The 11,672-nt window shown below is 63.8% G+C and carries 17 protein-coding genes; 14 read left to right on the forward strand and 3 right to left on the reverse strand.

What is annotated here, in order from left to right; translation table 11 throughout:
- Positions 1 to 10: 10 nt before the first annotated feature.
- Genes ACFSOZ_RS32320 through ACFSOZ_RS32340 form a run of 5 tightly spaced genes read left to right on the forward strand, consistent with a single transcriptional unit; the run spans position 11 to position 2,379 of the window.
- Positions 11 to 844, forward strand: a complete 834-nt coding sequence (locus ACFSOZ_RS32320) for an urease accessory protein UreD (RefSeq protein ID WP_379104678.1) — start codon at positions 11 to 13, stop codon at positions 842 to 844.
- A 28-nt stretch (positions 845 to 872) separates the two neighbouring features.
- Positions 873 to 1,175, forward strand: a complete 303-nt coding sequence (locus ACFSOZ_RS32325) for an urease subunit gamma (RefSeq protein ID WP_379104676.1) — start codon at positions 873 to 875, stop codon at positions 1,173 to 1,175.
- Between the two features lie 15 nt (positions 1,176 to 1,190).
- Positions 1,191 to 1,445: a DUF1272 domain-containing protein gene (locus tag ACFSOZ_RS32330; protein ID WP_379104674.1), complete on the forward strand. Its 255-nt coding sequence runs from the start codon at positions 1,191 to 1,193 to the stop codon at positions 1,443 to 1,445.
- Between the two features lie 33 nt (positions 1,446 to 1,478).
- Complete coding sequence (locus ACFSOZ_RS32335) at positions 1,479 to 2,066, forward strand: HupE/UreJ family protein (protein WP_379104672.1); 588 nt, start codon at positions 1,479 to 1,481, stop codon at positions 2,064 to 2,066.
- A 7-nt stretch (positions 2,067 to 2,073) separates the two neighbouring features.
- Positions 2,074 to 2,379 (forward strand): urease subunit beta, encoded by a 306-nt coding sequence (locus tag ACFSOZ_RS32340; protein ID WP_379104670.1) that lies wholly within the window; start codon positions 2,074 to 2,076, stop codon positions 2,377 to 2,379.
- A gap of 176 nt (positions 2,380 to 2,555) precedes the next feature.
- Here the strand turns inward: ACFSOZ_RS32340 and ACFSOZ_RS32345 are convergent, their stop codons facing one another.
- Together ACFSOZ_RS32345 and ACFSOZ_RS32350 are read right to left on the reverse strand one after the other, a co-directional pair.
- Positions 2,556 to 3,050, reverse strand: coding sequence for a hypothetical protein (locus tag ACFSOZ_RS32345; protein ID WP_379104896.1), 495 nt, complete (start codon positions 3,048 to 3,050; stop codon positions 2,556 to 2,558).
- Between the two features lie 114 nt (positions 3,051 to 3,164).
- The gene (locus ACFSOZ_RS32350) at positions 3,165 to 3,530 is read right to left on the reverse strand and encodes a hypothetical protein (RefSeq protein WP_379104898.1); all 366 of its coding nucleotides are present in this window, start codon (positions 3,528 to 3,530) and stop codon (positions 3,165 to 3,167) included.
- A gap of 167 nt (positions 3,531 to 3,697) precedes the next feature.
- On the opposite strand from ACFSOZ_RS32350, the gene ACFSOZ_RS32355 reads away from it, so the two are divergent.
- The 9 genes from ACFSOZ_RS32355 (at position 3,698) to ACFSOZ_RS32395 (ending at position 10,413) form a co-directional block, all read left to right on the forward strand.
- Complete coding sequence (locus tag ACFSOZ_RS32355; RefSeq protein WP_379104899.1) at positions 3,698 to 4,114, forward strand: DUF6547 family protein; 417 nt, start codon at positions 3,698 to 3,700, stop codon at positions 4,112 to 4,114.
- Positions 4,115 to 4,135: 21 nt separating this feature from the next.
- Positions 4,136 to 5,851, forward strand: coding sequence for an urease subunit alpha (gene ureC / locus ACFSOZ_RS32360; RefSeq protein ID WP_379104901.1), 1,716 nt, complete (start codon positions 4,136 to 4,138; stop codon positions 5,849 to 5,851).
- A 99-nt stretch (positions 5,852 to 5,950) separates the two neighbouring features.
- Complete coding sequence (locus ACFSOZ_RS32365) at positions 5,951 to 6,544, forward strand: hypothetical protein (protein WP_379104902.1); 594 nt, start codon at positions 5,951 to 5,953, stop codon at positions 6,542 to 6,544.
- Positions 6,545 to 6,600: 56 nt separating this feature from the next.
- Positions 6,601 to 7,206, forward strand: a complete 606-nt coding sequence (locus ACFSOZ_RS32370) for a glutathione S-transferase family protein (RefSeq protein WP_379104904.1) — start codon at positions 6,601 to 6,603, stop codon at positions 7,204 to 7,206.
- Positions 7,203 to 7,805, forward strand: a complete 603-nt coding sequence (locus tag ACFSOZ_RS32375; protein WP_379104906.1) for an urease accessory protein UreE — start codon at positions 7,203 to 7,205, stop codon at positions 7,803 to 7,805. Before ACFSOZ_RS32370 ends, ACFSOZ_RS32375 begins: the two co-directional genes overlap by 4 nt.
- Positions 7,798 to 8,469: an urease accessory protein UreF gene (locus ACFSOZ_RS32380; protein ID WP_379104908.1), complete on the forward strand. Its 672-nt coding sequence runs from the start codon at positions 7,798 to 7,800 to the stop codon at positions 8,467 to 8,469. Before ACFSOZ_RS32375 ends, ACFSOZ_RS32380 begins: the two co-directional genes overlap by 8 nt.
- Positions 8,466 to 8,906, forward strand: a complete 441-nt coding sequence (locus ACFSOZ_RS32385) for a DUF3995 domain-containing protein (protein WP_379104910.1) — start codon at positions 8,466 to 8,468, stop codon at positions 8,904 to 8,906. The genes ACFSOZ_RS32380 and ACFSOZ_RS32385 overlap by 4 nt, the downstream gene beginning before the upstream one ends.
- Complete coding sequence (gene ureG / locus ACFSOZ_RS32390) at positions 8,903 to 9,544, forward strand: urease accessory protein UreG (protein WP_379104912.1); 642 nt, start codon at positions 8,903 to 8,905, stop codon at positions 9,542 to 9,544. The genes ACFSOZ_RS32385 and ureG overlap by 4 nt, the downstream gene beginning before the upstream one ends.
- A 101-nt stretch (positions 9,545 to 9,645) precedes the next feature.
- Positions 9,646 to 10,413, forward strand: coding sequence for a class II aldolase and adducin N-terminal domain-containing protein (locus ACFSOZ_RS32395; protein ID WP_379104914.1), 768 nt, complete (start codon positions 9,646 to 9,648; stop codon positions 10,411 to 10,413).
- A 72-nt stretch (positions 10,414 to 10,485) separates the two neighbouring features.
- Here the strand turns inward: ACFSOZ_RS32395 and ACFSOZ_RS32400 are convergent, their stop codons facing one another.
- Positions 10,486 to 11,634: a GyrI-like domain-containing protein gene (locus ACFSOZ_RS32400; RefSeq protein WP_379104916.1), complete on the reverse strand. Its 1,149-nt coding sequence runs from the start codon at positions 11,632 to 11,634 to the stop codon at positions 10,486 to 10,488.
- Positions 11,635 to 11,672 lie beyond the last annotated feature (38 nt).

The following is an 11,672-nucleotide window of genomic DNA, read 5'->3' on the forward strand; positions in this document are numbered from 1 at the left end:
ACGTGCTGGCATGGATACGATCGAAGATGGCAGGATTTCGACGCAGCGGGTTGCGGGCGTGGCGCGGCTTTCCTGTGCTGTCGGCGAGGGTCGCACGCGCCTGCGGCGCCTCTATCAGGATGGTGCCGCCAAAATAAGGATGCCGACTGTCTCGGCCGATCCGCTCGAGGCCGTGCTGATCAACACCGCCGGCGGGATGACCGGCGGCGACCGGCTCGGCTGGGAGGTGGACGTCGGCGCGGCTGCTTCGGCGTCGATCACGACCCAGGCTTGCGAGAAGATCTACAAGGCCGCATCCGACCGGGCCGAAGTGCGGGTCAATTTGTCGGTCGGCGAAAACGGCCGCATCGCCTGGCTGCCGCAGGAAACCATCGTCTTCGACCGGGCAGCGTTTGCCCGCACGCTCGACGTCGAGCTTGCCGTCGGCGCCGAGGCGCTGGTGCTGGAGGCCACCGTCTTCGGCCGCCTGGCGATGGGCGAGCGCGCCACACAGGGCCATTTCCATGACCGCTGGCGTGTCCGCAGGGATGGCGAACTCATTCATGCCGAGGATTTTCGCATCGGACCCGATATCGCGGCAACGCTCGACCGTCCGGCGGTTGCCGGAGGCGCGATCGCGATGGCGACGCTGCTGCTGGTGTCGCCGCGGGCCGAGGCGCTGCTCGATCCGGTTCTGGCGATCGTCGGCGGCCAGGGCAGCGCCAGCGTCTGGAGCGTGAAGAAATCTGGCAAGCTTCTTGCGAGGCTCTACGCCGGGGACGGCTATCAGCTGCGCCAGCGGCTGGTTCCACTCGTCGAATTGCTCAACGGAAGGGCGGGACTGCCCAAATTATGGTCACTGTGAGTCTGTCTATGCCAATCCAGGGAAGCGCATGAACCTGACGCCGAGGGAAAAGGACAAGCTGCTGATCGCCATGGCGGCGGTCGTGGCGCGCAAGCGGCTCGAACGCGGCGTCAAGCTCAATCATCCGGAAGCGATCGCGCTGATCACCGATTTCGTCGTCGAGGGCGCCCGCGATGGCCGCCCGGTCGCCGAACTGATGGAGGCCGGCGCCCATGTCGTCACCCGCGCGCAGGTGATGGAAGGCATCGCCGAGATGATCCATGACGTGCAGGTCGAAGCGACATTCCCCGACGGCACCAAGCTGGTGACCGTGCACGAACCTGTCCGGTGAGGTGAGGAGACCAAAATGCTCGAGCTGCGCCCCAATTGCGAATGCTGCGACAAGGACCTGCCACCCGAGGCGGCCGACGCGCTGATCTGTACCTTCGAGTGCACCTTTTGCGCCGACTGCGTGGAACAAGTGTTGGGCGGCACCTGCCCCAATTGCGGCGGCAATTTTTCGGCGCGGCCGATCCGCCCGGCGGCGATGCTGAAGAAATATCCCGCTTCGACCAAGCGTGTTCTCAAAGCCGAAGGGTGTGGCCCGCGCAAGGCCGCGTGAACACCACGACACAGCAAATGAAAGGCACTTAGAATGACGTCAGCCAAGCGCTTATGCCTGTCGGCGATCCTGCTGCTGGCCGCCGCCATGCCGGCCTATGCCCATGTCGGCATCGGCACGACCTCCTCTTTCATGGCCGGCTTCATGCACCCGCTCTCCGGCCTCGATCATATGACGGTGATGATCGCGGTCGGCCTGTGGGCGGCGCTCAAGGGCGGCAAGGCAATCTGGGCGTGGCCGGCGGCCTTCGTCGGCGTCATGCTGGTTGGCGGCGGGCTCGGCATGCTGCATATGCCCCTACCCTTCGTTGAACCCGGCATACTGGCGTCGGCCGTGGCGCTCGGCCTGCTGGTGGCGCTGGCAGTCGATCTGCCTGTATCGGCCGGCGTCGCCATCATCGGCCTGTTCGCGCTGTTCCACGGCCACGCCCATGGCACCGAGGTGCCGGAAAACGCCGGCGGGCTCGAATACATGGCCGGCTTTGCCATCGCCACCGTGCTGCTGCATGCCGTCGGCATCGCGGCCGGGCTCGGTCTTGGCATCAGGTTCCGTGGCCTGGCCCGCGCCGCCGGTGCTGCCTGCGCGGCGATCGGCGTCGGCCTCGCCTTCGGCGTCGTGTGAGGGCACGATGATCCCGGGCGAAATCATCCCCAAGGACGGCGACATCGAGCTCAACAAGGGCCTGCCGACCGTCACCTTGAAAGTGGCCAACAGCGGCGACCGGCCGATCCAGGTCGGCAGCCACTACCATTTCTTCGAGACCAATGAAGGGCTGAAATTCGACCGCGACCGTGCGCGCGGCATGCGCCTCGACATCGCCGCCGGCACGGCCATGCGCTTCGAGCCCGGCCAGGAGCGCGACGTGACGCTGGTGCCGCTCGGCGGCAAGCGCGAGGTCTATGGATTTCAGCAGAAGGTGATGGGCAAGCTGTGAGATCGATGGTGTCTCATGCCTGTCGCCTAAAAGTGTCGAGCGGTTTTGAGGCAACGACAAGCGGCGCTTTTGGCCCAGGGCGGGTCACCGTTTCACGGAAACGTCGAGCCGCTTTATCTCTCTGTTTTGACGCAATTCCGGACGGAAAACCGTTTCACGCTTTTCCTGGAACTGCTCTAGTTCGACGGCTTGGCCGCGGCGTAGATGACGATCTTTCCAGGAGTGTCGAATTCGACGGCAAGAATATCCTGCGCAAGCACACGCCGCGACTCGATGGCGTTAAACAGCAAGGCGTTGGCCTCGATCTCCTTGCGCAGTTCCGCGATGTCGTCCTGATGCTGTTTGACCTTGCTCTCGATCACTGGCGGCGGGCCGCCTTCGCTGCGCGCGGCATCGGTGAGGAACACGATATCGACCTTGTCGAGCTTGGACGTCTTGCGCACCGTGCCGATGTTTTCGCGCGTCCGGTCGATTGCGGTGTTGACGTTGCCGGCTTCGACGGTGGCGTTGGCCTCTTCCTGCTTGACCTGCGAGCCGACGATGCGGTTGACGGTCTCCGGGCTTTCAAGTCCCTGCGCATTCAGCGCCGCCTGGGGAAGGCTCGCCGCGAGAAACGCAGTCGCCGCGACGGCATGCAGCCATCGGGCTTCGGGCAAGGTGGTGATGGTCATCGCTCACTTTCAAGATTCGTTTCAGCACTCACGCAGCCAAACGAATCCAGCCCTGCCACGGTTCCCTTGCCGATGCGGCGGGCGGACCGAGTGCCGGCCCGCCGCAGCGCCTTGTCAGCTCGCCTTCTTGGTGATCAGGGTCAGCGAGCCATTGGGCTCCATGCTGGCGGCGATGACCTGCGCCGAGCTGAGCCCCTTGGCTTCGAGCGCCGACTTGACCTTGGGCGTGGCGTCGATCGAGCTGCGCAGTTTCTGCAGGCCGTCATCGCCGCGCTGGGCGATCACCTGGTTGACCTGCGTCTGGGTGTCCTTCGGCAGCTCCGTGATGTCGACGATCTTGACGCTCTGGATCGTCGGCACGGCCGGCTGAGCCTGGGGCGCGGCTGGAGCAGGCGTGGCCGGAGCGGGCTGCTGCTGGGCACTGGCGGCGCCCGCCAGCATCAGTGTGGCGGCGGCGGTAATCAATATTGTTTTGCGCATGGATTTTCCTTCCATCGATTTGGCAAACGGTCGTGTTGGGGTGACCCCCTAACCTCAACCGCTAAATCGGATCAGAAGGTGTCGCCCAGCGGGTCATTGCGTGACCATAGGATGGCGGCAATGTGGGGGTCGGCCAGCGACCAGGCCCGATTGCTGTGGAGGTAACGGTGAACTCTTCAGGCTACTCAGAAGGCGGTTTGCGCTACCAGAAGTTCATCGACGAATTTGTCGAGCTTGCGGGCTCCGAGGTCATCGCAGGCCGGATCAGAAAAAATGGGCACTCCGAACATACGAATCCGGATGATCTGCCCTTGGATTTGCGGGAGGAAACAAGAAAGGCCTTTCTCCTATCGCTTACGGACTCAAATCGGGAAATTGTCGCGCAACTGATTGAAGAGGCTCGGAGCAGTGCAGTCCACGATCTTCTTTCCAAGATCGAGGAGATGCACACACGTGGAGGGCTCGACTTGATTGTCGATGGCTATCGACTGCCGAAGGATCCGTTCTGGGGCAGCATGCATATGGACTACATATGCCGGCGTGCCGGCGATCCGTGGCCCGAAGAAGAATCCGAGACCGAATAGCCAAGAAATGGGGAACATCCTATGCCCGCCAGAATCTCCCGAGCCGCCTATGCACAGATGTATGGCCCGACGGTCGGCGACAGGGTGCGGCTTGCCGACACCGAATTGTTCATCGAGGTCGAGAAAGATCTCACCACCCATGGCGAAGAGGTGAAATTCGGCGGTGGCAAGGTGATCCGCGACGGCATGGGCCAGAGCCAGGCGTCACGCGCGCAAGGCGCGGTCGATACCGTCATCACCAACGCGCTGGTAATCGATGCCAGCGCCGGCATCTTCAAGGCCGATATCGGCCTGAGCGACGGCCGCATTGTGGCAATAGGCAAGGCCGGCAATCCGGACACGCAGGATGGCGTCACCATCATCATCGGCCCCGGCACCGAGATCATCGCCGGCGAAGGCAAGATCCTGACCGCCGGCGGCTTCGACGCGCATATCCATTTCATCTGCCCACAGCAGATCGAGGAGGCGCTGATGAGCGGCATCACCACCATGCTCGGCGGCGGCACCGGCCCGGCGCATGGCACGCTGGCGACCACCTGCACGCCGGGACCATGGCACATGGCCCGCATGATCCAGTCCTTTGATGCCTTCCCGATGAACATCGGCCTGTCGGGCAAGGGCAATGCATCCTTGCCTGCAGCACTTGAGGAAATGGTGCTGGGCGGCGCCTGTTCGCTGAAGCTGCACGAGGACTGGGGCACGACACCGGCGGCCATCGACTGCTGCCTGTCGGTCGCCGACGACTACGACGTGCAGGTGATGATCCACACCGACACGCTGAACGAATCCGGCTTCGTCGAGAACACCGTCGCCGCCATCAAGGGCCGCACCATTCACGCCTTCCACACCGAGGGCGCTGGCGGCGGCCATGCGCCTGATATCATCAAGGTCTGCGGCCTGCCCAACGTCATTCCGTCCTCGACCAATCCGACACGGCCCTACACGGTCAACACGCTGTCGGAACATCTCGACATGCTGATGGTCTGCCATCACCTGTCGCCGTCGATCCCCGAGGACATCGCCTTTGCCGAAAGCCGCATCCGCAAGGAGACCATCGCGGCGGAAGACATCCTGCACGATATCGGCGCCTTTTCGATCATCTCGTCGGACAGCCAGGCCATGGGCCGCGTCGGCGAGGTGGCGATCCGGACCTGGCAGACCGCCGACAAGATGAAGCGCCAGCGCGGCGCGCTGCCGCAGGAAACCGGCAACAACGACAATTTCCGCGTCCGCCGCTACATCGCCAAATACACCATCAATCCGGCCATCGCGCATGGGCTGTCGAAGGACATCGGCTCGATCGCGGTGGGAAAACGAGCCGACCTGGTGCTGTGGAACCCGGCCTTCTTCGGCGTCAAGCCGGATATGGTGCTGATCGGCGGCATGATCGCCGCAGCCCCGATGGGCGACCCCAACGCCTCGATCCCAACGCCACAGCCAATGCACTACCGGCCGATGTTCGGCGCCTATGGCAAGGCCAGGACCAACTCGTCGGTGACCTTCGTCTCCAAGGCGGCGCTCGAGTCGGGGCTGCATGGCAGGCTCGGCGTCGACAAGCAGTTCGTCGCCGTCGAAAACACCCGTGGCGGCATCGGCAAGCATTCGATGGTGCTCAACGACGCCACGCCGCATGTCGAGATCGATCCCGAAACCTACGAGGTCCGCGCCGATGGCGAGTTGTTGACCTGCGAGCCGGCAACTGTGCTGCCGATGGCGCAGAGGTATTTTCTGTTCTGATGCGAATTTGGCTGGCCGGCCGACCGGCGCGATATCCTTTGCGGCCCCCGGGGGGACGCAGCAATATGCGGCCGACGAACAGCTCGGTTGTGATCAAGCATGGCCACCGAGATCGCCTCCGCCCACGACATCTTCCCGCATATCCGCATCGTCATGGGCATGGTGATCGGGCTTGGCGTCACCCGCCTGCTGTCGGGCCTGGCGCGCATTGTCCAGCATCCCGGCCAGTACCGGCTCTATCCGGTGCATCTGGCCTGGGTCGCTTCGGTGCTTTTGATGCCGGTGCATTTCTGGTGGTGGGAATTCGGCCTCTATGCCATCGAGACGTGGACCTTCGGCAAGTACCTGTTCATCATCTTCTACGCGATCACGCTGTTCCTGCTCTGCGCGCTGTTGTTTCCGGATTCGATGCTGGACTACACCAGCTACGAGGATTTCTTCTATTCGCGCCGGGCGTGGTTCTTCGGCCTGCTGGCGGCGACCTACCTGCTCGACGTGGTCGACACGCTGCTGAAAGGGCCGGAGCATTTTGCCCGCTTCGGCAACGAATACCTGTTCCGTACGCCGGTCTTCGTCGCGCTGTGCATCGTCGCGATCCTGGTGCGCGACCGCCGCTTCCACATCGCCTTTGTCGCGGCGGCGCTCGTCTATCAGATATCGTTCATCCTGCGGCTCTTCGACACGATCGTATGAGCGGCATTGGGATGATGTGAGGGATGGTCTAGGCTTCCGGGGAAAGGCAGGTTTGCATGTACAAGGCCGTCGGATCGCGTGGATCCCGCGTCAGTCGCGTTCTCTGGATGCTCGAGGAACTCGGGCAGCCCTATGAATTCGTCGAGGTCAAGCTGCGCTCACCGGAAGCCTATGCGCTCAACCCGTCGGGCAAGGTGCCAATCCTCATCGACGGCGAGCTGACGGTGACGGATTCCGCGGCGATCTGCGTCTATCTCGCCGACAAGCATGCGGACAAGGGCATGGGCGCCGATCCGGGTCTCGCCGGTCGCGCCGAGATGGATTCCTGGATGCATTTTGCCCAGAGCGAGTTTGAGGCGCCATTGTGGAACAAATTGCGCCATCGCTTCCTGCTGCCGAAGGAGGTGCGGGTCGATGTCGGCCCCGCGGCGGCTTACGACTTCGCCTCGGAGCTCGAGGCGCTGGACCGACGGCTGGGCGACCGGCCGTTCGCGCTGGGCGATCGGTTTTCCGCGGTCGACGTGCTGCTCGGCGACATGGGCGGCTGGGCCCGCGCCGGGCGGTTTCCAATCGAATCCGAGCGCGTCAGCGCCTATTTCGACCGCGTGCTGGCGCGGGCCGCCCGCGCAAGGGCGCAAGCCAATGGGGGATCCATGAAATGAAACTCGACATCCGCACCGACTTCACCAAATTCCCGCGCGCCGTCTCGGTGCTGAGCGCCGGCGATGCGGGAGCCACCGCGCCGTCCAGTCGTGCCGTTCTCGCCCATGACGAGCGGCATCTGCGCCGCCGGGCCATCGAGCTTGCCGACGGCAGCAAGGTTCTGGTCGATCTGCCCGAGCCTGTCTCCCTGAACGATGGCGACCGGCTGGTGCTGGAGGATGGCGGCCATATCGAGATCATCGCGGCGCCGGAAGACGTCTATGATATCCGGGCCCGCGATGGCGTGCATCTGGCCGAGCTCGCCTGGCACATCGGCAACCGCCATCTCGCGGCAAGCATCGAGGCCGGGCGCATCCTCATCCTGCGCGATCATGTCATCAAGGCGATGCTGGAGGGGCTCGGCGCCACGGTGACCGACGTCTCCGAGCCGTTCAAGCCGGTGCGCGGCGCATACTCTGGCCATGGCGGTGGGCACGGCCACGATCATGGTCACGCCCATGCCGAGGCGCACGCACACAGCCACGGTGAAGCGCACAGCCATAGCGAGTCGCATTCCCATTCGCACAGTCGCGCTGGCCACCACCACGATCATGATTGACCAGCCTTCGAACATCGCGCTCTTGCGGCTGATGGCCTGGCTGTCGCCGGCCTTTCCGGTCGGCGGCTTTTCCTACAGCCATGGTCTCGAACGCGCGGTGCATGACGGGCTGATTGCCGATGCGAAAACCCTCGCCGACTGGCTGGAAACGCTGGTCGAGATGGGCTCGGGCTGGAACGATGCCGTGCTGTTCGCCGAGAGCTGGCGCCGCGCGCGCCAAGCTGGCGATCTCGACGAGATTGCAGCACTTGCCGAAGCGCTTGCCGGTTCGCGCGAACGCCATACGGAAACCATGCTGCAAGGTGCGGCCTTCCTGAAGGCGACAGCGGCCTGGCCCAACCCTGTGCTGGAGCGCTTGCCGGCCGAATGCGCCTATTGCGTCGCCGTCGGCGCCATTGCCGGCGGCAACGGTATCGCGCTTCAGGACGCGCTGTCCGCCTTCCTGCAAGCCTTCTTCTCCAACCTCGTCCAGGCGGCGATCCGGCTCGGCGTCGTCGGCCAGAGCGGAGCCACCGCGCTGCTTGCCGGCTTCGAGCCGCTGGCGTTGTCGACCGCCGACCGCGCCGCGCGCTCGGCATTGGATGATCTCGGCGGCTGCGCCCTTGTCTCCGACGTCATGGCGATGAAGCACGAAACCCAGTATTCGCGATTGTTCCGTTCATGATTTTTCTCGCCTTTGCGCTTTCGACCGTCCTGCTGCTGATCACCGCGCTGCATGTCTATTGGGGCATCGGCGGCATCTGGCCGGGCAAGGATGCGGCCTCCTGTGCACGCGCCGTCGTCGGCTTTCGCGGCGTCGATGAAATGCCGGCGCCGTTTGCCAGTTTCGCGGTTGCGGCGTGCCTGTGCCTGGCGACGCTGTGGCCGCTGGCGCTGGAAGGCGTCTTTGCCTCGCCCTTTCCCAGGCAAGGCCTCGCTGCCACCTCGCTGCTCATCGGGCTGGTGTTCCTGGGGCGCGGCATTGCCGGCTTCACGCCATGGTGGCGCCGGCTGGCGCCGGAACAGCCTTTCGCGCGGCTCGACCTCAGCTATTACTCGCCGCTGTGCCTGCTGATCGGGCTCGGCTTTGCCATCCTCGCCATCACGGAGTTCCCCGCATGACACAGACAAATGGCCCGCTGCGCGTCGGCATTGGCGGCCCGGTCGGTTCCGGCAAGACGACGCTGACCGAAAAGCTGTGCAAGGCGCTGCGCGACGAGTTCTCGATCGCCGTGGTCACCAACGACATCTACACCAAGGAAGACGCCATGATGCTGGCGAGGCTGCAGGCGCTGCCCGAGGATCGCATCATGGGTGTCGAGACCGGTGGCTGTCCGCACACCGCCATCCGCGAGGATGCCTCGATCAATCTGCAGGCGATCGCCGAGATGAACAAGAAATTCCCGGATCTCGACATCGTCTTCATCGAATCCGGCGGCGACAACCTCGCTGCCACCTTCTCGCCGGATCTTGCCGACCTGACGCTCTATGTCATCTCGGTCTGCCAGGGCGAGGAGATCCCGCGCAAGGGCGGCCCGGCGATCACCCGCTCCGATTTCCTGGTCATCAACAAGAGCGATCTGGCGCCCTATGTGAACGTCAATCTCGATGTGATGGAGAGCGACGCCGGCCGCATGCGCGGCAAGCGGCCGTTCGGCTTCACCGACCTGTCGCGCGGCAAGGGGCTGCAGGAGGTGATCGATTTCATCGTCGAGCATGGCGGTTTGCGGGCCGATGCCGCCGCCAGCACGGCGGCGTAGCCAATAACGTTCGTGTCCGGCGTCGGTCTCTGCACCAAGCGAAAGCGGTTGCGAGCCCAAGCCGGGCGCGGCATTCTCAGCGCTTTCACGGAGTGTCCTCGATGAGCATCGCCCGCCTGCAAAAGGAAATGCTGACCAACCTGCCCTTCTACGAGGAGCGCGTCGATCTCGCTTGTGCCTTTCGCTGGACGGCGCGGCTCAACATGCACGAGGCGGTGGCCAACCATTTCTCGCTGGCGGTCAACGACGACGGCACGCGGTTCCTGATGAACCCCAACCAGGTGCATTTCTCGCGCATCAAGGCGAGCGACCTGCTGATGATCGACGCCAACGATCCCGACACGCTTTCCGGCCCCGACGCGCCCGACCCGACGGCGTGGGGGCTGCACGGCGCCATCCATCGCAATGTCCGCCACGCGCGCTGCGTCATGCATGTCCATTCGGTCCATGCCACGGTGCTGGCCTCGCTGGCCGACTCGACCTTGCCGCCTATCGACCAGAATTCGGCGATGTTCTTCAACCGCCATGTCGTCGACGCCCATTATGGCGGGCTGGCCTTCGAGGAGGAGGGCGAACGCTGCTCGCAGCTTCTCGTCGATCCCAAGGTCAAGGTGATGGTGATGGGCAATCACGGCGTGCTGGTCATCGGCGATAGCGTCGCCGACGCCTTCAACCGCATGTTCTATTTCGAGCGCGCCGCCGAGACCTACATCAAGGCGCTGTGGACCGGCCGCCCGCTGCGCACGCTTTCCGATGCGATCGCCGAGAAGGCGGCAAGCGAGATGGACGACTATCCCGGCCAGGCCGAACGTCATCTCAGCGAGCTGAAGGCGATCCTCGACGAGCAGGAGCCGGTCTACCGCAACTGATTTTCCGGTAGAGACTTTCGCCCAGCTACATCAGCCCTTGCCGGTTTGCTTCGCAGACCATCTCACTCTCTGTCAGGTGGCAGGCCGCACAGGCTGACGAAGCAGGGTCTTGAGCTTTTCGGCCGGTGTCTTGCGCGGGTCGCCGAGGTAGATCTCGTGGTGAAGCCCGGCTTCGACCAAGCCGTTTGCCGGGATGAACTCCTCGTGCAGCCGTTGGAGAACTGGGCCTTCGTCGGCATAGGAACCAATATGCAGGGTCTGTACGGCCCGTCCTTCCTCGAGCCGAGCGAAGCGCAGTTTCGACAATGCGGGCAGTCCCTTCTTTTCCCGGGCCTGGATGACGGCCTCCCCCGCCATCGCCTGTTCAATGAAATCCGGCACCATGATCATCATCGTCCACGACCACTGATCCTTCCGGCCTGACAGGAAGTGGCCGTAGTCTTCGGCCCACCACAATCCTTCCAATGGCGGCACGACATAGTCATTGCCCAGGGCATCCCTGCTCATGAACTTGAGTGTATAGGAGGCCGCGTAAAGCGCCTCGACGGCCTCCTTGTATTGCGGCTCCACATTGGGATCGCCGAAGCCGTCGATCATGAAATAGTTGAGCGGAGGCACGTCGATGACGGTGAACTCTCCGACAGAGCCGCTGTAGAGCACTTTGTACCGTTTCTTGAGATCGATCTTTTCCATGGATGTCTCCGCGAGCAGGGGGATGGTTTCAGCCAGCCAGTTGCGTTCGGCCGCGATCATCGTGGTGCTGTAGTCGAACATGGCCCGCACGAAGGGCGGCAGCGGCTCCTGTGCCTGCCTTCTGGCGTTGAGGTCGTTAAGCCGGATGTCGAGGGCATCACGCCGCGCATGTAAGGCCGCAACGGCCTCTTCCGGCGGCAGCGCCGGCCAATTTGCAAGTCCCAGGGGAAGCGCCGAGAACGGCCGATCGGGTTCGGCGAGGGCCCTGCGCGCCTCTTCGCGATGCGCCCGCTCGCCTTCTTCCGTGGGCCGGAAGGTCCTTGGCGTTCGGCGGCTGGATGGTGCGGCTTCCAAAGTCTCGACCAGGCCACGCGCCTCAAGCTTCTTCAGCAGAAAATAGATCGATGAAAAGCCGATCTCCGTCCAGTGACGCATCCCGCGCTGTTCGACCATCTGCTCTATGGCGTAGCCGTGCAGCGGTCTTTCGGCGAGCAGGGATATGAGGGCGAACTCGGCGTTGGTCAGCATATTCTAGTACTAGAATATCCCGCTTGCAGCCGGCAAGG

This window comes from Mesorhizobium newzealandense (assembly GCF_042682145.1).
GTDB lineage: Bacteria > Pseudomonadota > Alphaproteobacteria > Rhizobiales > Rhizobiaceae > Mesorhizobium > Mesorhizobium newzealandense.